This window comes from Tardiphaga sp. (assembly GCF_044340795.1).
GTDB lineage: Bacteria > Pseudomonadota > Alphaproteobacteria > Rhizobiales > Xanthobacteraceae > Tardiphaga.
Genome location: NZ_JBIISY010000023.1, coordinates 1 through 20,519 on the forward strand (window position 1 = coordinate 1; position 20,519 = coordinate 20,519).

Sequence of the window (20,519 nt, forward strand, 5' to 3'; positions counted from 1 at the left end):
ATCGCTTCCTTGCTCTTTTCCGCACGCTTGCGGTCGTTGGCATCGAGATGCTTCTTGCGCAGGCGGATCGACTTCGGGGTGATCTCGACCAGCTCGTCGCTTTCGATATAGGCCAGCGCTTTTTCCAGCGTCATGCGGATCGGCGGGGTCAGGCGCACCGCTTCGTCCTTCGACGTGGTGCGGATGTTCGACAGCTGCTTGCCCTTGAGAACGTTGAGTTCGAGATCGTTCTCGCGGGTGTGCTCGCCGATGATCATGCCCTTATAGACCTTCCAGCCCGGCTCGATCATCATCGGGCCGCGATCTTCCAGCTTGAACATGGCGTAAGCCACCGCTTCGCCCTGGTCGTTGGAGATCAGCACGCCGTTGCGGCGGCCGGCGATCTCGCCCTTGTAGGGCAGGTAAGCGTGGAACAGGCGGTTCATGATCGCCGTGCCCTTGGTGTCGGTCATCAGTTCACCCTGATAGCCGATCAGGCCGCGGGTCGGCGCATGGAACACGAGACGCAGGCGGTTGCCGCCCGACGGACGCATCTCCATCATCTCGGCCTTGCGCTCGCTCATCTTCTGCACGACCACGCCGGAGAATTCGTCATCGACGTCGATCACGACTTCCTCGATCGGCTCCAGCGTCTGGCCTTCCTCATTCTTCTCGAACACCACGCGCGGACGCGAAACCGACAGCTCAAAGCCTTCGCGGCGCATGTTTTCGATCAGAATCGCGAGCTGCAATTCGCCGCGACCCGAGACTTCCATCGCGTCCTTGTCGGCGGATTCGACGACCTTGAGCGCGACATTGCCTTCGGCTTCGCGCAGCAGGCGATCGCGGATCAGGCGGCTGGTGACCTTGTCGCCTTCGGTGCCGGCGAGCGGCGAGTTGTTGACGATGAAGGACATCGACACGGTCGGCGGATCGATCGCCTGCGCCTGGATCGGAGTCTCGACCGTGGGATCGCAGAACGTGTCGGCCACGGTGCCCTTGGTCATGCCCGCGATGGCGACGATGTCACCGGCTTCGGCGAAATCCACCGGCTGGCGCTCGAGGCCGCGGAAAGCGAGGATCTTCGAGATACGGCCGGTTTCCACGGTCTTGCCGTCGCGCGACAGAACCTTGAAGGTCTGGTTCGGCTTCACCGAACCCGACGCGATGCGGCCGGTGATGATGCGGCCCAGGAAGTTGTTGGCTTCGAGAATGGTACCGAGCAGACGGAACGGACCTTCTTCAACGGTCGGCTCCGGCACATGCTTGAGCACCAGCTCGAACAGCGCCTTCATGCCGACATCGTGCGAGGCATCCGGGCTGTCGGCCATCCAGCCATTGCGGCCCGAACCGTAGAGAATCGGGAAGTCGAGCTGTTCGTCGGTGGCGTCGAGGGCGGCGAACAGGTCGAACACCTCATTGACGACTTCGTCGATACGGGCGTCCTGGCGGTCCACCTTGTTGATGGCGACGATCGGGCGGAGGCCGAGCTTCAGCGCCTTGCCGACCACGAACTTGGTCTGCGGCATCGGGCCTTCAGCGGCGTCGACGAGAACGATCACGCCATCGACCATCGACAGGATGCGTTCAACTTCGCCACCGAAGTCGGCGTGGCCCGGGGTGTCGACGATGTTGATCTGGGTATCTTCCCACAGCACCGACGTACACTTCGCGAGAATGGTGATGCCGCGTTCTTTTTCGAGATCGTTGCTGTCCATCGCGCGTTCCTGGACGCGCTGATTGTCGCGGAACGTGCCCGACTGCTGCAGGAGCTTGTCGACGAGGGTGGTCTTGCCGTGGTCGACGTGTGCGATGATGGCGATGTTGCGCAGTTTCATATGTCTTCTTCTGGTTCGACGAACGGATGCCCTGAGCGGGTTCTGCAAGAGGCTGGTCCGGCGCTCCATGCGCGACCAACCCTGACCTATTTGACAAGTCCTTGCCTGAAAACGCGCTGGGCAATCCCTGCAAAAGCAAACCCGGCTCTGGATAAAAAGCCGGGTACTCGGGCGCGTTGCGGCGCAATATAGTCAGGAATCCTCCAAAAACAACGTGAATCTGCCTCTGGAATCAGCCCATTTTCGGGTCCAGAACCGTGCTCCAAAGGGCCGTATCGGCCCGATCCCGCAGGGTTACGGTCATCTGGCCGGTTGTCCCCTCGATCCGGACATGGCCGAAGAACTGCATACCGGCCGATGGCGGCAGGTTCTGCTTCCCCTCGCCCGGCGCCTTCACGAAGCGGACCTCGGGGCCGAATGTATTGTCCAGCCCGGCCGGGCCGAAGGTGCCGGCATGGAACGGGCCGGAGACGAACTCCCAGAACGGATCGAAATCCTGAAACTGAGCCTTGTCCGGGTTGTAGTAATGCGCCGCCGTGTAATGGACGTCGGCGGTGAACCAGACCGTGTTGCGGATCCCCGCCACCTTGATGAAGCGAAGCAGGTCGGCGATCTCCAGTTCGCGGCCGAGCGCCGGGCCATCGCCCTGCGCGATCGCCTCGGACCCGGATTTCGTCGTTGCATTGTCATAGACCAGGAGGCCGATCGGCATGTCGGAGGCGATCACCTTCCAGGTGGCACGCGATTCCAGCAACGCCCGCTTCAGCCAGGCCAGCTGCTCCGGACCGATGAAATACGCATCGGGCCCATAGCTCGTCTGCGTGTTCGGACCGTTCGGGCCGCGATAGCTGCGCTCGTCCAGCATGAAGACATCGAGATGCGGTCCGTAATTCAGCGTGCGATAGACGCGGCCGGGCTCGGCCGGATTGACCCGGACGGGATACATCTCGTGAAACGCCCGCGCCCCGCGCGCCGCGAGAACGCCGATGTCACGCTCCTTATAGGCCGCCGGCAATTGCTTCGATGCCGACCAGTTGTTGGTGACCTCGTGATCATCCCACTGGCCGAAGATCGGCACCTGTGCATTGAACGCACGCACATGGTCGTCGAGCAGATTGTATTTATGCGCCGCGCGAAACTCGTCGAGCGTCTCCGCGACTTTCGCTTTCTCCGGCACCAGCGTGGTGTTCTTCCAGAGCGAGCCGTCCGGCAGCTTCACCTCGGCGACCATCGGCCCGTCGGCATAGATCGTATCGCCGTTGTGGAGCAGGAAATCCGGATTGTGCTTGCGCATGGTGGCAAAGGTGAACATGCCGCCGTCATCGGCATTGATGCCAAAACCCTGCCCGGCGACGTCGCCGCCCCAGACAAAAGACACATCGCGCCGATCCGTCGGCGCCGTGCGGAAGCGGCCGGTGACGGGCTCGCCGATGACGCTCGTATGCGCGAGATCGCGGAAGCGGACGCGATAGAAAATCTCCTGCCCCGCCGGCAGATTCTCCAGCAGCAGTTTTGCAGTGAAGTCGCTCTCAGGCAGCACGCTCACCGGCGGAAGCGTCCGCGCATGTTTAAAGGACTCGGTAGTCGCGACCTCCACCATCATCTGCGATGGCCGATCGGCGCGCGACCAGATCATGCCGCTGTCGAAACCGATATCGCCGGATTGCACGCCATGCGAGACCACCGGCCGATCCGCCGCGCGGCTGAGACGAGGCATCGCCAGCGCGCCCGCTCCTGCGGCAGCCGTGGTGAGAAAGCGGCGACGGGACACGCGGATGGCCATTGTGCTCTCCTGAGATCGGCAACGGATGATGCAAAGGCTGTAAGCATCTCGCGCGACGCAGCTGTGACAGGCCGCCGCAGCGCCCGCACTGTGGCAAAACCGGGGCATTGACTCGCGGTGCCATTTCACCGAAACGTGACGGCGACGGTTCCTAACGGACCAAAAGGGAATGCGGTGAGGCTCGTTCTTCCCAACAAGCCAATTCCGCGGCTGCCCCCGCAACTGTAAGCGGCGAGCCTTCGCCATCAGCCACTGGGTTTCGACCTGGGAAGGCGGCGCAAGGCACTGACCCGCGAGCCAGGAGACCTGCCGTCAGTCGTGGTCACACGCGAGCACATTGGGCGGGGTGTCCTGGTGGAAGTCGCATTGCATTCTCGAAGGAGTGCAAACGACTTGGTTTGCGGTGACGTGCCACGTTGTCGCGAGTCCTTTGGAATGACCTCCCTGTCTGCCGCGAAGCATACTCATCGCTTCCTGTTCTCCGCCGCTCTCTCCTGCCTGTTGCTGCCGACCGAAAGCTGGTCGCAGTCCGCAGCGCCAAGCCAGACCCTCGATCCCATCGTCGTGCAGCCCGCGGCCCAGCCACAGCGCGCCCGCCGCGCAGCCACCGGCAATGCCGCACGCGCCGCCCGGGCACGGCCTCAGCGCAATGTCGCCACGACCACCGCAGCACCCGTTGCAGCGCCCACCGGCCCCGCCTTCGCCGCACCGACGCTCAATCTCACTGGCACGGCGCCGACCGGCAGCCGCCTGGGCCTCACCCGCCTGCAGACCCCCGCCAGCATCGACGTCATCTCGGCGCAGACCATGTCCGAGCGCGGCCAGCAGAACATCGTCGATGCGGTGACGCAGAATGCCATCGGCATCACCGCCAGCCCTTCGCTCGGCAATGGCGGCCTCGCTTTCAATGCGCGCGGCTTCACCGGCTCCAGTTCCGTCATGACCATCTATGACGGCACCCAGCTCTATGTCGGCCAGGGCACCGCGACCTTCCCCTATGACACATGGTCGGCCGAGCGCATCGAGGTGCTGCGCGGCCCCGCCTCGGTGCTGTACGGCTCCGGCGCCATCGGCGGCGCCATCAATGTGGTGTCGAAGCTGCCGACCTGGATTCCGTTCAACCAGGCCGAGATCTCGCTCGACACCAACATGACCAAGCGCATTGCGGTGGATAGTGGCGGCGCCATCAACGACAACGTCGCCTATCGCATCACTGCCACCGGCAACCTGTCGGATGGCTGGGTGGACAATGGTAACAATTCCAATGTCTCCGTGCACGCCGCCATCCAGGTCAAGCAGAACGAGAACGTGACCTGGACCTTCCTCAGCGACTATGCCGACGTGCAGCCGCAACGCTATTGGGGAACGCCGGTCGTCAATCGCGGTATTCTCGAAGCGACGCGCTTCAACAACTACAATGCCAGCGACGGCATCGTTCACTACAAGGACAATCTCAACCAGATCCGCACCGAATGGCAGGTCGCCGATGGCATCACCGTTCGCAATGCTCTGTATTACATGGACGTGCATCGGCACTGGCGGAACATCGAGAGCTACGCCTTCAACCCGGCCACCGGCCTCGTCAATCGCAGCAGCAACACGGAAATCTATCAGGCTCAGCAACAGGTCGGCGACCGTGTGGATGCGACATTCCGCGGCCATCTGTTCGGCATGACCAACGAATTCCTCGCCGGCTTCGACGTCAATCACATCAAGTTCGGTCGCGACGCCAACTTCCTGTCGTCCGCCTCGACCGGGACCTCGACCGTCTCGCTGCTCAATCCGGTCCAGGGCAATTATTTTAGCCTGACGCCTACCGTCGTCGATTATCGCAGCATCACCAACCAGTATGCGTTCTTCGCCGAGAACAAGCTCTCCATCACCGAACAGCTGTCCCTGATCGCAGGCGTCCGCCAGGACGAGACGAATGTCACCCGCACGGATTTCTTCGTGCCGGCCAACAGCCTCGACAAGTCGTTCTCGAACACCACCTGGCGTGTCGGCGCGATCTATACGCCGATCAAGGACCTCGCGCTCTACGCACAATATTCCACGGCGGTCGATCCGGTGACCAGCGGCCTTCTCGCGCTCAACGCGGCGAATGCGAATTTCACCCTCGCCACCGGCCGGCAGATCGAGGTCGGCGTGAAGCAGTCGCTGCTCGGCGGCCGCGCGGAGTGGACGCTGGCCGGCTATGAGATCGTCAAGAACAACCTGCTCGCCCGCGATCCCAACAATCTGAACGTCGTCCTGCAGGTCGGCCAGCAATCCTCGCGCGGCGTCGAGGCATCGGTCGGCGTGCTGCTCGATTACGGCTGGCGCATCGATGCCAATACCGCGTTCCTGGAAGCAAAATATGACGACTTCCTGCAGGCCAGCGGCGTCAACTTTGCCGGCAATGTGCCGGTCAATGTGCCGCTCAACGTCTCTAACATCTGGGCGACCTGGGCATTCGCGCCGAACTGGTCGGCCAATGCCGGCATCCAGATCGTCGGCAAGACCTGGGCGGATGCCGCCAACACGCTGACGCGCCCGGCCTATAACGTCGTCAATGCCGGCGTGCAGTGGAAACCCGACGTGAATACCACGGTGTCGCTGCGTGTCTACAATCTGTTCGACGAGATCTACGCCACCGGTGGCGGCACCAATTCATGGATCCTCGGCATGCCGCGCACCGCACAGCTCGCGGTGAATGTGAAGTTCTGATCGAACTATCAGTCGTCATTGCGAGGAGCAAAGCGACGAAGCAATCCAGAAGGCCCCGAGCAATGCTGGATTGCTTCGTCGCGAGAGCTCCTCGCAATGACGAGGAGTGATTGACACATTCCAATCTTTCACCCTAACGTGATCACGACGGTGCCCTTCGGGGACCAAAAGGGAATGCGGTGAGGCGCGCGCGACGTGTTTGCGCGAACCGATTCCGCGGCTGCCCCCGCAACTGTAAGCGGCGAGCCTGCGCCACATGCCACTGGGCCCCCAGCCTGGGAAGGCGGCGACAAGGCTTTGACCCGCGAGCCAGGAGACCTGCCGTCAGTCGTGGTCACACGCGAGCACATTGGGCGGGGTGTCCTGGTGGAAGTCGCATTGCGTTCGTGAGGAATGCAGGGCGGCTTGGTTTGCGGTGACGTGCCACGTTATCGCGAGTCTCGACCGATGCTCTTCCATCCTTTCGCATCCAGGCGATGCAATCTCCTCCTCTCCTCCGTCGCATTCTCCTGCCTGCTCTGGCCCGCCGAGGGCTGGTCGCAATCGGCGCAACCGAGCCAGACGCTCGATCCCGTCGTGGTGCAGCCCGCTGCCCAGCCGCAACGCGCGCGCCGCGCGACCTCGGGCAACGCCACACGCAATGCCCGCTCGCGCCAGCAGCGCAATGTCGCCGCCACGACTGCCGCTCCCGTGGCGACGCCCACCGGCCCTGTCTTCGCCGCACCGACGCTCAATCTCAGCGGCGCCACCTCCACCGGCAGCCGCCTCGGCCTCACGCGCCTGCAGACGCCGGCCAGCGTGGAAGTGATCTCCGCAGGGACCATGGCCGAACGCGGCCAGCAGAATGTCGTCGATGCCGTCACGCAGAATGCCACCGGCATCACTGCCATCGGCGAGCCCGGCAATGGCGGTATCGCCTTCTCCACCCGCGGCTTTGCCGGCAGCGGCTCTGTCACATCGCTCTATGACGGCACGCGCCTCTATGTCGGCGCCGGCACGGTCAATTTCCCGTTCGACACCTGGACCGCCGAGAAGATCGAAGTGCTGCGCGGCCCCGCTTCGGTGATGTATGGCGAAGGCGCCATCGGTGGCGCCATCAATGTGATCTCGAAGCTGCCGCTGTGGGTGCCGCGCAACCAGGCCGAACTCTCGCTCGACACCAACATGACCCGCCGCATCGCGCTGGATAGCGGCGGCCCCATCAGCAAGGACGTTGCCTATCGCATCGCCGTCACCGGCAACGCGTCCGATGGCTGGATCGATCGTGACAACCAGTCGAACATCGCGCTGCATGCCGCCGTGCAGATCAAGCAGAACGAGGACGTCACCTGGACGCTCTCCACCGACTATGGCGACCGTCATCCATCGAAGTATTTCGGCACGCCGCTGATCAACGGCCAGCTCGATCCCGCGACGCGATTCAAGAACTACAATGTCAGCGACAGCACCATCCGCTATCAGGACAGCTGGAGCCAGGTGAAGACCGAATGGCAGGTGGCCGACGGCATCACTTTGCGCAACACGCTCTATTACATGTATGCGAAGCGCCACTGGAAGGAGGTCGAGATCTACGGCTTCAATCCCGGCACCGGCCTGATCGACCGCAGCGACTATCTGGAAATCTATCATCATCAGCAGCAGATCGGCGACCGCATGGACGCCACCTTCACGGGCCACCTGTTCGGCATGGTGAATACGTTCGTGGCCGGCTTCGACGTCAACCGCATCGACTTCAAGCACACCAACAATTCGCCCTATGGCGGCTTCTCGTCGGTCAACCCGTACAACTTCGATCCCGGCGTGTTCGACAGTCCGGACCCGACACGCCCCGGCTACAATGCCACGGCCAATCAATATGCGTTCTTCGCCGAGAATCGCCTGGCGGTGACCGAGCAACTGGCGCTGATCGCCGGCATCCGCCAGGACCAGCCGAGCGTCACCCGTACCGACTTCCGCAATCCCGCCAACAGCTACACGCGTGACTACTCCGCGACCTCGTGGCGCGTCGGTGCAGTCTACACGCCGATCCAGAATCTGGCTTTCTACGGCCAGTATTCCACGGCCGCGGATACGGTCGGCGGCTTGATCTCGGCGAGCAACGCCAATTCGAAATTCGATCTCGCCACCGGCAAGCAGGCGGAGATCGGCGTCAAGCAATCCTTCTGGGGCGGCCGCGGCGAGTGGACCCTCGCCGGCTATGAGATCGTGAAGAGCAATCTGCTGTCAGCGTTTCCCGGTGGCGGCGGCGCGGTGCAGCAGGTCGGCCAGCAATCCTCGCGCGGCGTCGAGGCCTCGATCGGGGTCCTGCTGGATTATGGCTGGCGTATCGATGCCAACACCGCCTTCCTGCGCGCGAAGTATGACGACTTCCTGCAGGCGAATGGCGTCAATTTTGCCGGCAATGTCCCGTTCAACGTGCCGCAGAACGTCTCCAATATCTGGGCGACATGGGCTTTCGCACCGAACTGGTCGGCCAATGCCGGCGTGCAGATCGTCGGCAAGACCTATGCGGACAGCGCCAACACGCTGGAAATGCCGAGCTACACGCTGGTCAATGCCGGCCTGCAATGGAAGCCTGACGTGAACACCACGGTGTCGCTGCGTGTCTGGAACATCTTCGACAAGATCTATGCGACGTCGAGCTACAGCGACAACCAGTGGATTTTGGGCATGCCGCGCACAGCGCAGTTGGCTGTGAATGTGAAGTTCTGACGCGTGGCATTCCGACTGAAACGAAAACTCCGGCAGTGGCTGTATCTCACCCACCGCTGGATCGGCATCGTCACCTGCCTGTTCTTCGCCATGTGGTTCATCTCCGGCGTGGTGATGATGTATGTCGCGTTTCCCGGCCTCTCCGAGAAGGAGAGGCTGGCAGCGCTGCCGGAGATCGCATGGGCGAAGGCAAGACTCTCTCCCGACGATGCGATGAAGGCCGCAGGCCTCACGCGCTATCCGCGCGAGCTGCGGCTGATGATGCTGGCGGATGAGCCGGTTTATCGACTGATCGACCGGAGCGGCCAGCGGCAGACGATCTCCGCGATGGACGGCCGTGGCGTCTCGGAGATTTCCGAGCAGCAGGCCCTCGCAATCGCCGCACGGCATCCGGCGAGCAAGTCGCCTCATCTCGAGGAAATGATCGACCGCGATCAGTGGAGCGTCGTCGCGCGCTACGATCCGTTGCGGCCGTTCTATCTCATCCATCTCGGCGATGATGCGGGCACCAAACTCTATGTCTCGTCCCGCTCCGGCGAGATCGCGCTCGATACGAACCGCACCGAACGCGTGTGGAACTGGCTCGGCTCGATCCCGCACTGGATCTATCCGACCATCCTCCGCCAGGATCAGCCGCTGTGGCGGCAGGTGATCCTGTGGTCGTCAGGCATCTGCCTCGTGGTCGGCATCACCGGAATCTGGATTGGCATTCTCCGCATGCGCCTGAAGCGGCGTTATGCGAGTGGCAACATCACGCCCTATCGCGGCTGGATGGCCTGGCATCACGTCACCGGCCTGATCGCCGGCGCTTTCATCCTGACCTGGATGTTTTCCGGCTGGCTGTCGGTCAATCCCGGCAATGTCTTCGCCGACCGCAACACCGCGCGCGACATGCTGCAGCGTTACGCTGGTCACGACGCAGCAACCATCGCAGCAAAGTGGCCGATCGCGCATCCGGACACGGTCGAGGCCCGGTTCGTCTGGCTCGACGGCAGCCCGTTGGTGATTACGAGTTCTCGTAGCGGGGTGCCGACGGTGCTGGATGCCTCGACCGGCACTGCCGCCGTGTTGCCGCAAGACCGCCTCTGGGATGCCGCAGCAAAAATGCTCCCGACCGCGCAAATGACGGCGCGCGAAGTGCTGAAAGACTATGATTCCTACTGGTATGCCCACCACCGTACGCGTGAATTGCCTGTGCTGCGCGCGATCTTCAATGACGCCGCGCAGACCTGGATTCACATCAGCCCGGTCACCGGCGACGTGCTCGGCCAAGTGGATTCCAGCCGCCGCACCTATCGCTGGATGTTCAACGCCCTGCACAGTCTCGACTTCCAGCTGCTGCTGAAATATCGCCCGGCCTGGGACATCGTGGTGATCCTGCTGTCGATCCTCGGCACGATCGTTTCGATCAGCGGCGTCGTGGTCGGCTGGCGCTATCTGAAGCGATGACGTAGCCCGGATGAAGCGCAGTGCAATCCGGGGACCGGCGTTTCAACTGGCACTTCTGTTCCCGGATTACGCTACGCTTCATCCGGCTACAAGAATCACACCGCCAACGGACGCGGCATCTGCCTTGCGGGCTCGGGCGGCGTCATGCCGATCAGGGCCTTGCGATCCGCCACGGCATTGTGGAATTGCTCGAGTGCGATGTTGAATGCGGTCAACGTGCCTTCCTGGATCGCGCCATGTTCGTAGCATGTGAGCGTATCGCGCAGGATGCCATCGGCCTCGGTCTGCATGCTGTCGAGCTCTTCAAGCGAATCGCATTTGCGCGCGATGGCGATCATGTCGAGCAGGCGGTCGCGCTGCGAGACATTCACATTGCGCTCGTCGCGGCGGAAATAACTCGCGAACCAGGCGCCGGCCGAGCCCATGGCGGAGAGGCCCATCAGGCTCCACCAGATGTAATCGCTGTAGCGATCGAGGAAGGTCTTCTCTTCACCGTCCACGTAAGCGGCAGCGCCGGGATGTGCCGGGATCACCGCATCCTTGTCGGTATCAGGCGTCTCGATCTTCGCAGCCAGCGGGAAGTCGTTGATGATCTGCTGGCGGATCGCAAACAGCTGCCGCGTCAGCGCCGAAACAGTCACTTCGGACAACCCCTGCCGCGCCACGATGTGATGCGCGAAGCTGATGGTCTTCACATCATCATCCGGCCGCGCCGGCGCGCCGCCGAAGGTACCGGCCGGAATTTCCGACGATTCATAGACGGGATAGTTCTGCGCAATGGCGTCTGCTGAATCGATCGCAAGGAAGGTCGGCGTGCTGCCGTCGCGCGACGAGGACTGGATCGCATCGCCGGTGATCTTGCTGTTCACCGGCCCGGCAGCGAGGAAGGCATCGACCTTCTGATCCTTCACGGCCTCGCCGATATCGGTAGTCGAGAACTGCACCACCGTGACCTTGGCGGGATCGACGCCGTATTGGCGGAGGATGATGTTGAGCAGATTGACATTGGCCTGGGTCTTGCCGATCACGCCGATCCGCTTGCCGGAAAGGTCAGGAATCTTGGTGATCTTCGGCGCCGCCTTCTTGCCGCGCGCCGTCCTGGCGGGAGCCGGCACCCAGAGCACCGCGACATTCTTGCGGAGCGTCGCCACCGCACGCGCATTCTTGGGTACCTGCAGATCGCCACGGATGACGGCGAGATCGACCTTGCCATCCGCAAGCGCCTGCGCGCTGGCCGTGGCACCATCGGTGATCTGCGGGCGCAATCGCACCGAGCGATGATCCCGGGAGAAAGCCTGCACGAGCGCCTGCACGACCTTGACGTCGTCGCTATTCTGCGGACCGACCGCGATCCTCAGCGGCACCGGCTTCATCGCGAAGTAATAGGCGCCAGCCACAGCGGCCACGATCGCCAGCGTGCCGGCCAGCGTGATCAATGTCATCTTGCGCCGGACCGAACGCGGCGACGGAAGCCCGACCGGTCCGATGACCTCGGGTCCATCCGTCATCGATCTCGAAAACAGGCGCTTCAAGTCCATTGTCACCAAGGTGGGTTGGAGCCGCAGTCTAGCAAAGTTCCGGGCGATGCGTCCGTTCCGCCGCCAGCATGGTTACCGGAGCGCGTGGTTACCCACTTGCGCGCCATTGGCGCCTTATTGTGGCATGGATCCCGATTGCGGACGCGTGCGTTGAGATAAAGTTCAGGTGAAGTCAGGAGGTTGGCATGGTGGAGCGGCTATCGGCGGACGGGCGCAAGGCGGCACTGAAGGAACTGGCCGGCTGGAGTGAGGCCAAGGAACGGGACGCCATTGCGCGCACTTTCACCTTCAAGGACTTCAACGAGGCCTTCGGCTTCATGACGCGGGTCGCGCTGGTGGCCGAAAAGCGCGATCACCACCCGGAATGGCGCAATGTCTACAAGACCGTGGACGTGGTGTTGTCCACCCATGACGCCGATGGGGTGACGCAGAAGGATGTCGATCTGGCCAAGGCGATGGATGCCATTGCCAAGCAGCTCGGCGCCTGAATGTTACCGTTCGTTGCGGAGCGGGGCCTCCGACACCATCTGAAACAGGTATGATCTGGCAGCGAGGAACATTGCCGATGGCCACCGAACACAGCGTGGGATTTGAACCAGCCGACCGGCTGGCGCAGGACCGCGAGAGCGTTCGCAAGCAGTTCTGGCGCAAGCTGAAGAAACTCGCCGTGAAGCTGCCCTTCATGGAAGATTTGCTCGCGGCCTATTACTGCGCCTTCGACCGGCAGACGCCGCGCCATGTGCAGGCGGCGCTGCTCGGCGCGATCGCTTATTTCATCCTGCCGTTCGATTTCGTGCCGGATGTATTGCCGATCCTCGGCTTCGGCGATGATGCCGCGATCCTCGCGACCGCGCTGCGCATGGTCGCGACGCATATCAATGAAGATCATCGGGAAGCAGCACGACGCGCGATGGCGCGTGGTCTGGAAGAGGATGAACTAGCCTAGCCCGTCATCCCGGCGAACGCCGGGATCCATAAGCGCTGGCGAAATGGTGACAGTGACGTCGTGGTGTCTCTGCAGTCTTATCCACGACATCGGAGGTTATGGGTCCCGGCTTTCGCCGGGACGACAACCATCACGGATGCAGGATCACCTTGCCCATGGCCTGACGGCCACCCAGAACCTTCATGGCTTCGGCCGTCTTTTCCAGCGCGAACGTGCGGTCCACATGGGCCGAGATCTTGCCCTCGGCCGCCCAGTTCAGCAGCTTCGTGATGCTCGCACGATATTTGTCGTGGTTCTGCCGCACCCAGGCGCCCCAGAACACGCCGCGAATATCGCAGCCCTTCAGCAGCGCCAGATTGAGCGGCATCTTCGGGATATCACCGGCCGCAAAACCGATCACCAGGAAGCGACCTTCCCAGGCGATCGCGCGCAAAGCGGACTCGGCATATTTGCCGCCGACCGGATCGAAGATGATGTCGACGCCCTTGCCGCCGGTGAGGCTCTTGAGACCTTCCTTCAAGTCTTCCTTGGCGTAGTTCAGCCCAAGCTTGGCACCATGCTTCTTGGCGAAGTCGAGCTTCTCGTCCGATGATGCGCAGGCGATGACCTTGAGGCCGAGCAGCTTGCCGAGTTCGCAGGCGGCGAGGCCGGTGCCGCCGGCGGCGCCCAGCACGGCGAGCGTTTCACCGGGCTTCGGCGAAGCACGATCTTCCAGCGCATGCAGCGCGGTGCCGTAGATCACGATGACGCCGGCCGCACGGTCGAAGTCGAGATTGTCGGGAATCTTGATCACCGAGGCAGCGGCCGCCGCGACCTTCTGCCGGGCACCGTTGTGACCGATGGAGGCGACGACGCGATCGCCAACCTTCAGCGAGGTCACACCTGCACCAACGCTTTCGACGATGCCCGCAACCTCTGCGGCCGGCGAGAACGGGAATGGCGGCTTGATCTGATACTTGCCCTGGATCATCAGGATGTCGAAGAAATTCAGCGCCGCCGATTTGATCGCGATGACCACCTGCCCTTCACCAGCAACGGGATCCTCCACATCGGCAAAAACGAGATCGTCGGGTTCGCAATATTGCGAGCAGAGAATAGCTTTCATCGATGCACCTGGCCTTCGGCTTGAGACAGTTGAGCGATTCATGAAGGAATTAGCGCAAGCCTGCAACTGTCATTGACGGGACGCATTCCGCTTTGCGGATAATGGAGAAGCGAACAATGTTTGAAAAAAGTCTCCTCGCCGGCAAGCGCATTCTCGTCACCGGTGGCGGCTCCGGGCTCGGCGCGGCGATGAGTCGCCGCTTTGCGGAACTGGGTGCAGAGATCATCATCTGCGGACGACGCGGCGCGTTGCTGGAAGAAGCCGCCGCACAACTCCGCACCGAACACGAAGCGCGGGTCAGCACCTTCACCTGCGACATCCGCGATGCCAACGCCGTCGCCGAGATGATGACCGCCATCTGGCAGGACGGCCCGCTCGACATCCTCGTCAACAATGCAGCGGCAACCTTCATCGCGCAGAGCGAACATCTCTCCGCGCGCGCTGCGGACGCGATCCTCGCGCCGACACTGCATGGTGCGATGTATTGTACGCTCGAAGCGGGACGCCGCTGGATCGAGTCGAATCACAAGGGCGTGGTGCTCAGCATCCTCTCCACATCGACCATCACCGGCCGCGCCTTCACCATGCCGTCAGCGATGGCGAAGTCCGCTTTGCTGGCGATGACGAAATCGCTCGCTGTCGAATGGGGACCCAAGGGCATTCGCCTCGTGGCGATTGCACCGGGGCCTTTCCCGACGCCGGGCGCGACCGGGCAGCTCCATCCGGAAGGCCGCGATTCCGGCCCTGCTGCGCGCAATCCACTCGGCCGTGTCGGCGAACACGGTGAACTCGCCAACCTTGCCAGCTTCCTGATTTCCGATCAGGCCGGCTACATCAATGGCGAGATGGTCGTGCAGGATGGCGGCGCGCATCTGCGTTCATCGGGCGCGGAAGACCTGCTGCACTGGACCGATGCGCAATGGGCGACGCAGCGCGCGGGCCGCACGAAAAACTGAGGACGACTCTTCGCGTTCCGCGCGCAGTCCATCGCGGACTGCTATCTTTCGACGCGACGTGCGAGCCTTTCCAAACAACGCCGCACCGTTTATCTGCAAGACTGTTGGTGCGCGTGATTCCAGGCCATCTTCCAGTCACAAAGATAGAGGATCGACACTTGATGTCCGTGCGGCGAATCCTGACAGTTGTATCCTTGAGCGTGGCGATGATCGGCATGTCCGATCTTGCGCAGGCGCAGACGGCTGCCAAGGGCAAGGCCGCACCGGCCAAGCAAGCACCTGCTGCCGCCGGCAGTGCCGAGCCGACACTGCTCGGACAGTTCGGCCCATGGGGTGCCTACACCGCGTCACCCGGCGGCAAGAAAGTATGCTTCGCGCTGGCTAAGCCGTCTTCCTCGAAGACCAATCCTGCCAATCGTCCACGCGATCCCGCTTACGCCTTCATCTCGACGCGACCGGCCGAGAAGGTCAGCAACGAAGTCTCGATCATGATCGGCTATCAGTTGAAGCCGGGTTATGAATCGACTCTCGATGTCGGCGGCGCCAAATTTGCGATGTACACCCAAGGCGACGGGCTGTGGATCAAGAATGCCGCCGAAGAAGAACGTCTCGTCGAGGCACTGCGCAAGGCCGGCGACGTGACCGTGAAGGGTCTCTCGTCCAAGGGAACCGAGACCACGGACTCGTTCTCGCTGAAGGGCCTGGCCCAGGCGCTGGACAAGGTCGCGCAGGAGTGCCGGAGGTAATTGCAGGGCGGATTGGCGAAGCGTCATCTGCTCTTGTTCGCCACGTGCAGGCGGCAGGCGAATTTACGCCGGAGTTTGCCACCGGGCGCGCTTCGCGACCGGTTCAGCTGATCCGCCTGACGCCCTACAGGCATCACCACGCGTAACGCACGACGCCTTTGCCTGCATAGCTCTGCGTCACCTCGGAAAACTCGCCTTCGAAACTTGCAGCCACGGACCAGCCGTTGATCCACTTCATTTCGGCAGCCACCGTGGTCAGCGCGGCATAGCGCGCCTGCGCGGCGCCATCCACGACGAAGCTTGCGCCCGGCAGGGTCTGGAAGGTCGCCGTGATATTGCGGTCGCTGTTGAAGTCATAGGCCCAGGCGGCGCGGCCGCGCAGCGTCAGCACCGCGTCATCGACGATGAACGCCTTGTCGCCGCGCAGGCCGAGTTCGCTGCGTGTCGTGGTCGCCGTCTTTCCGGAATAGGCCAGCGCAAAAGTGGTCGCGCCGCCGGCGGCCGTCTCCGCATAGGACGGCAGATCGAAGGCGGTGGCCTGCAACGCCGCATAGGGCGTCACGCCGAGGCCGCCGACCCACGGCAGGACGAAGCGATGGCCCGCCTCGATGCGGCCGGACCAGGCATTGGCGCTGAACTCCGCATGCAGGCGATCCAGCCCGGCCACCGTGACATTGCGGTCGGTCGTGATGTCCTGCCAGCCATAGGCCGCAGCCGCGGTAATATAGGCCGAACCGACGCTATGCCGCACGAAAGCGCCGGCCTGGAACAGATCCGAACGGCCGGCACCGCCGCCATTCACCGAGAAATTGGTGCCGCCGCCGGCGAGCGCGAAGCCCGCGATCGTATCCGGCGAGAAGCGATAATCGGCGCCGACCGCGGTTCCGTAAATGCTTGCGGTCGCATTGTTGGTGCCGTCCGTGCCATCGGTGCTGCGCGAGCCGCCGAAGCCGGCGGCCCAGACGTTCCAGCTCTCCTGAAACACCGGCGCCACCGGCGGTGCCTTGCGAGTGATCGCGGCGAGCGCATCGCTCGGCCGCCGCTTCGCCGCATAGGCCAGCGCTTCGTCCGCGAAGGGAATGGCAGAGCCACTCGCGCTTTCGCCGCGACCGGCCGTGAACGGATCGGTCATCACGCCCATGAACTGGTTCATGGCGTCGAATGTCGTCTGCTGCGCGCCGCTGCCAAGTTCGCCGGACACCTGCGTCAGGCCCTGCGCGGACAGTGCGGCAAATTCCAGCGGAATGCCGCCGGTGCGGTTGAAGAAATCGGTCAGCGCGTTGCCAACATTGTTCTGGTTGGGATTGAGCTGCGCCTGGGCCGGCAGCGTGAAATTCAGCACCAGATCGAGATAGGCATTGGTCGCGTCGTAGCTCAGGCTGGTCGTGAAGGTCGAGGGCAGGTTGGTGGTGACCTGCGGGCTGAACGTGCCAATGACGCCGCCGGTCGCATTCACGATCGTATATTGCCGCGACACATAGGTGCCCGGCGCAAAGTTCGCATTCACCGTAGCGCCGCCGAGCGTGGCCGTGCCGGTGACATTGACGCGGTCCGCATTGGCCGGTGTCGCCTCGACCATGTAACTCGATGCTGCCATGAAGACGAGATTGCCCTGCACCGTGAGCAGGCCGATGGAATTGCCGGGCGCCAGCGCGCCGCCATTGATGGTGGTGTTGCCGACGATGCCGTTGCCGCCGAGGCTGCCGCCGGCATTGACCGTGGTCAGCGACGAGGACGCGATCGAGCCATTGACGCTGAGCGTGCCGCCATCGACCGTGGTCGTGCCGGTATAGGTGCTGGTGCCTGCGAGCGTCAGCGTACCGGTGCCGATCTTGGCCAGAGACGCAATGCCGCCCAACTGCGTGATCTGGCCGGAGAATGCGGTCGAGCTGTTGTCGCCGCCGGTCGTCAGTGCGCGGCCGCTGGCAATCTCGACACCGCCGGCGCCTGCCAGCGAGCCGATCGTTTCCGAGGACAGCAGTGCCAGAAAGCCGCCCTCATTGACAACGACGGCGCCGGTGTCGGCGATCGCCGATCCGTTCTGCAGGACGAGCATGCCGGCATTGACTGTCGTGACACCGGTATAGGTGTTGGCCCCGGTCAGACGCGCGGTGCCTGTCCCGTCCTTGATCAGGCCACCGGCGCCGGTGGTGATCGCGCCGGTCACGACCGTGCCAAGGCCGCCCAGCGACAGCGTGGTGTTGGTCCCCGTGATCGCATTCACGGTCAAGGTCGCGCCCACATCCGAGTTGATCCGGCTGGCGGAGCCGAGCGTGATGGTGCCGTCGTAGAAATTGCCGCCCGACACATTGCGCAGCGCGCCGCCATTCGCGATGCCGTCGCCATTCAGCGTGAGTGCGTTGGCGACGCGGAGGCCGGCGCCCTGCATTTCCAGCGCCGCACCGCTGGCGACCGACACCGCTCCCGTGCCGAGTGCCGCTCTGTGCTGCACGTTGATCGCACCGGCGGAAATTGCCGTACCGCCGTCATAGGTGTTGTCGCCGGTCAGCGTGAAGGTGCCGGTCCCGGTCTTGACGAGAGACCCGCCGACGCCGTCGATCCATCCCGAAAACAAGGTCGATGCGTTGTTGCCGCCGGTCGTGAGCGTGGACCCGAGGTCGATGCCGATACCACCATCGCCCGCGATGGAGCCGATCGTCTCGGGAGCGACCGTCAGGAGCCATGCGCCGGCGGCGATTGTGACTGCGCTCGCATCAGGGATGGCGTGCCCGTACGCTTGCAGGGTACCGGCATTGATTTGGGTCGCGCCCGTATAGGAACCCTCGTTACGGATCAGGAGATTGCCGGTGCCATTCTTGATCAACCCGCCGGCGCCCAGCGAGATATCGTAGGTGAAAACAGTGGCCGCACCGGCGATTGTCAGAGTGGCACCGTTGCTGGCGAAGGCGTCGACATTCAGCGTTGAACCGTCAGACGAAACCGTTGAATCCGTTGCCAGCGTCACGGTCCCAGAGATTGTGCTAGCGGCACCGCCAACATGATGTAGCGCACCGTTGCCGGCGCCGTTGCCATTGATCGTGAAGTTGTTGCTAAGGGTGACACCGCCCTGGATTTCCACTGCTGCACCGCTCGCGACCGACGCAGCGCCGGTCCCCAGCGCAGTGTTGCTGGCGACACTGATGACGCCGGCATTGACGGTCGTTCCCCCCGCATATGTGTTGGTACCCGACAGCGTCAGCCTGCCGCTGCCTGTCTTGGTCAGGCTGCCGCTGCCGGAAATGATGCCGGTAAATGCGGTGTCTGTATTGTTCGAGCCCGTTGCAAGGTTCGCCGCCTCGACGGAAACATTGCCGGCGCCCGCAAGCGATCCGATCGCTTGGCTAAATCCGTTCAGATTCAACAGGGCCCCTGCCGCAACGGTCACGGCACTGCCATTGCCGAACGCGCCGAAGGCATTCGCGCGCAACTCTCCGACCGAGACCGTGGTGGCGCCGGTATAGCTGTTGCCGGCCGACAGAAACAGGACGCCAGTGCCCGCCTGGATCACGCTCCCTGCACCGGTGATGCTGTTATACAGCGAAACGTCGGTGTCCTGAATGAAGCTGACCGAACTGCCGCCGGCGAGACTGATATTGCCGGTGATAAAGCTGCCTTCATTCAGCCAAAGGCTGTTTGCGCCACCTGTGAAGGCGATCGCATCAGCGTCTGAGGGTCCATAGCCGCCGGTGATATATCCATCGCGGCTGTCGATCATGATTCCCGCGCCGGCAACGCCTGCGGCGCCGAGCCCCAGGCTGCCTGCCGCGCCGGTCACCGACGTGCCGCCCTCGCCGCCGATACCGCCAGCGATCTCGCCCCTGTTGACCAATGTGCCGCCATTGGAGAAGTAGAGTCCTACTCCGCCATCACCCCCATTGCCGCCGCGGCCTGCGACCGCATCGCCGCCAATGCCACCGCCCCCGCCCCAGATAAAGTCGTTCGCGGAGAGGACAACGCTACCTTGAGCGGTGATGAACGCTCCATAGCCTCCAGAGCCGCCACCGCCGCCGCCTGCTGCACCGTTTCCGAAGCCGCCCCAACCGCCGATGCCGCCACGGATATTACCACCCTGGATCATGCCGCCGACATATCCGTGGGCGCCGCCGCCGCCTCCGCCTCCGCCGCTGCCCGCTCCGATATCCGAGCCATCATCGCCGACGCCACCACCAGCGCCGGCTCCCAGGCCGCCCGCACCACCGGCCCCGCCCGCTTCTCCCGTCGCGGCAGCGCCGCCGGCCCCGCCATCGCCCCCGGCCGTGCCCGCCCCGCCGCCGCCACCGCCGCCGCCGCCAACCCCGGAGGTCGTTCCGGCTGTGCCAGCGGCTCCGGTGCCGACGGACGTGGACGCCCCGCCGGCTCCGCCGCCGCCCCCTGTTTCGGTCGCACCGCCGTCGCCACCCACCCATTGCGCTGTCGCCGGCTGCGACAATGAGAGCGTGAGCGCCAGGATGCTGGCCGTCAGGCAAAACCGGGCGCGGCGCGAGCCTGGCTCGCGAGTGACCGAGGCCGGCATTGCGGCAAAGCGACCAGATACAGAAAGTGAATGCGACATGATGGTAATCCTGCGACCTCGGCAACGGCCGATCGTCCGCGAAACGGTATTTTAACACTAATCGACTACCAGACGCACAAAATCATCACCACTCGCCAAGCGAGTATTTTCGACTACAGCGTGCATATTTTGGCGAGTGAGCCTTTTGGGTCACGACGATAGGTGCCGGCAGCCTTCGGCGCGGCCGTGGCCGGCGCAAATGCAGCCCG

Annotated in this window: 12 protein-coding genes and 2 riboswitches; of the genes, 7 read left to right on the top strand and 5 right to left on the bottom strand. The window is 63.3% G+C overall.

Annotated elements, in window-relative coordinates; all coding sequences use genetic code 11:
* Positions 1–1,817, bottom strand: a 1,817-nt coding sequence (gene typA / locus ACIQ17_RS05965; RefSeq protein ID WP_398466415.1) for a translational GTPase TypA, incomplete at its 3' end; no start/stop codon positions are given.
* Positions 1,818–2,049: 232 nt separating this feature from the next.
* Positions 2,050–3,600, bottom strand: coding sequence for an alkaline phosphatase D family protein (locus ACIQ17_RS05970; protein WP_398466417.1), 1,551 nt, complete (start codon positions 3,598–3,600; stop codon positions 2,050–2,052).
* 128 nt (positions 3,601–3,728) lie between these two features.
* A riboswitch (cobalamin riboswitch) is annotated at positions 3,729–3,929 on the top strand.
* A 106-nt stretch (positions 3,930–4,035) separates the two neighbouring features.
* Here ACIQ17_RS05970 and ACIQ17_RS05975 point away from each other — a divergent pair.
* The 3 genes from ACIQ17_RS05975 to ACIQ17_RS05985 all read left to right on the top strand — a co-directional run bounded on the left by ACIQ17_RS05975 (position 4,036) and on the right by ACIQ17_RS05985 (position 10,467).
* Positions 4,036–6,306: a TonB-dependent receptor gene (locus ACIQ17_RS05975; RefSeq protein WP_398466419.1), complete on the top strand. Its 2,271-nt coding sequence runs from the start codon at positions 4,036–4,038 to the stop codon at positions 6,304–6,306.
* Positions 6,307–6,437: 131 nt separating this feature from the next.
* A riboswitch (cobalamin riboswitch) is annotated at positions 6,438–6,647 on the top strand.
* A 106-nt stretch (positions 6,648–6,753) separates the two neighbouring features.
* Complete coding sequence (locus tag ACIQ17_RS05980) at positions 6,754–9,018, top strand: TonB-dependent receptor (protein WP_398466421.1); 2,265 nt, start codon at positions 6,754–6,756, stop codon at positions 9,016–9,018.
* A gap of 3 nt (positions 9,019–9,021) precedes the next feature.
* On the top strand, positions 9,022–10,467 hold the full coding sequence (locus ACIQ17_RS05985; RefSeq protein ID WP_398466423.1) for a PepSY domain-containing protein: 1,446 nt from the start codon (positions 9,022–9,024) through the stop codon (positions 10,465–10,467).
* A 95-nt stretch (positions 10,468–10,562) separates the two neighbouring features.
* Here the strand turns inward: ACIQ17_RS05985 and ACIQ17_RS05990 are convergent, their stop codons facing one another.
* Entirely contained in the window at positions 10,563–11,975 is a 1,413-nt protein-coding gene (locus ACIQ17_RS05990) for a TAXI family TRAP transporter solute-binding subunit (protein WP_398466425.1), read from the bottom strand.
* Between the two features lie 215 nt (positions 11,976–12,190).
* On the opposite strand from ACIQ17_RS05990, the gene ACIQ17_RS05995 reads away from it, so the two are divergent.
* Both ACIQ17_RS05995 and ACIQ17_RS06000 read left to right on the top strand, forming a co-directional pair.
* Positions 12,191–12,493 (top strand): 4a-hydroxytetrahydrobiopterin dehydratase, encoded by a 303-nt coding sequence (locus tag ACIQ17_RS05995; RefSeq protein ID WP_398466427.1) that lies wholly within the window; start codon positions 12,191–12,193, stop codon positions 12,491–12,493.
* Positions 12,494–12,570: 77 nt separating this feature from the next.
* Complete coding sequence (locus ACIQ17_RS06000) at positions 12,571–12,951, top strand: YkvA family protein (RefSeq protein WP_398466429.1); 381 nt, start codon at positions 12,571–12,573, stop codon at positions 12,949–12,951.
* Between the two features lie 130 nt (positions 12,952–13,081).
* On the opposite strand, the gene ACIQ17_RS06005 is transcribed toward ACIQ17_RS06000, so the two are convergent.
* On the bottom strand, positions 13,082–14,056 hold the full coding sequence (locus ACIQ17_RS06005) for an NADPH:quinone oxidoreductase family protein (RefSeq protein WP_398466431.1): 975 nt from the start codon (positions 14,054–14,056) through the stop codon (positions 13,082–13,084).
* A 116-nt stretch (positions 14,057–14,172) separates the two neighbouring features.
* On the opposite strand from ACIQ17_RS06005, the gene ACIQ17_RS06010 reads away from it, so the two are divergent.
* The gene (locus ACIQ17_RS06010) at positions 14,173–15,012 is read left to right on the top strand and encodes an SDR family oxidoreductase (protein ID WP_398466433.1); all 840 of its coding nucleotides are present in this window, start codon (positions 14,173–14,175) and stop codon (positions 15,010–15,012) included.
* Between the two features lie 206 nt (positions 15,013–15,218).
* Positions 15,219–15,758, top strand: a complete 540-nt coding sequence (locus ACIQ17_RS06015) for an invasion associated locus B family protein (protein ID WP_398466435.1) — start codon at positions 15,219–15,221, stop codon at positions 15,756–15,758.
* A gap of 133 nt (positions 15,759–15,891) precedes the next feature.
* On the opposite strand, the gene ACIQ17_RS06020 is transcribed toward ACIQ17_RS06015, so the two are convergent.
* Positions 15,892–20,310, bottom strand: coding sequence for an autotransporter domain-containing protein (locus tag ACIQ17_RS06020; protein WP_398466437.1), 4,419 nt, complete (start codon positions 20,308–20,310; stop codon positions 15,892–15,894).
* Positions 20,311–20,519: the final 209 nt, after the last annotated feature.

Coding starts and splice junctions, on each gene's coding strand:
- ACIQ17_RS05975 (WP_398466419.1), top strand. CDS start 4,036: ATGACCTCCCTGTCTGCCGCGAAGCATACTCATCGCTTCCTGTTCTCC.
- ACIQ17_RS05995 (WP_398466427.1), top strand. CDS start 12,191: ATGGTGGAGCGGCTATCGGCGGACGGGCGCAAGGCGGCACTGAAGGAA.
- ACIQ17_RS05990 (WP_398466425.1), bottom strand. CDS start 11,975: ATGACGGATGGACCCGAGGTCATCGGACCGGTCGGGCTTCCGTCGCCG.
- ACIQ17_RS06015 (WP_398466435.1), top strand. CDS start 15,219: ATGATCGGCATGTCCGATCTTGCGCAGGCGCAGACGGCTGCCAAGGGC.
- ACIQ17_RS05970 (WP_398466417.1), bottom strand. CDS start 3,600: ATGGCCATCCGCGTGTCCCGTCGCCGCTTTCTCACCACGGCTGCCGCA.
- ACIQ17_RS06010 (WP_398466433.1), top strand. CDS start 14,173: ATGTTTGAAAAAAGTCTCCTCGCCGGCAAGCGCATTCTCGTCACCGGT.
- ACIQ17_RS06005 (WP_398466431.1), bottom strand. CDS start 14,056: ATGAAAGCTATTCTCTGCTCGCAATATTGCGAACCCGACGATCTCGTT.
- ACIQ17_RS06020 (WP_398466437.1), bottom strand. CDS start 20,310: ATGTCGCATTCACTTTCTGTATCTGGTCGCTTTGCCGCAATGCCGGCC.
- ACIQ17_RS06000 (WP_398466429.1), top strand. CDS start 12,571: ATGGCCACCGAACACAGCGTGGGATTTGAACCAGCCGACCGGCTGGCG.
- ACIQ17_RS05980 (WP_398466421.1), top strand. CDS start 6,754: ATGCTCTTCCATCCTTTCGCATCCAGGCGATGCAATCTCCTCCTCTCC.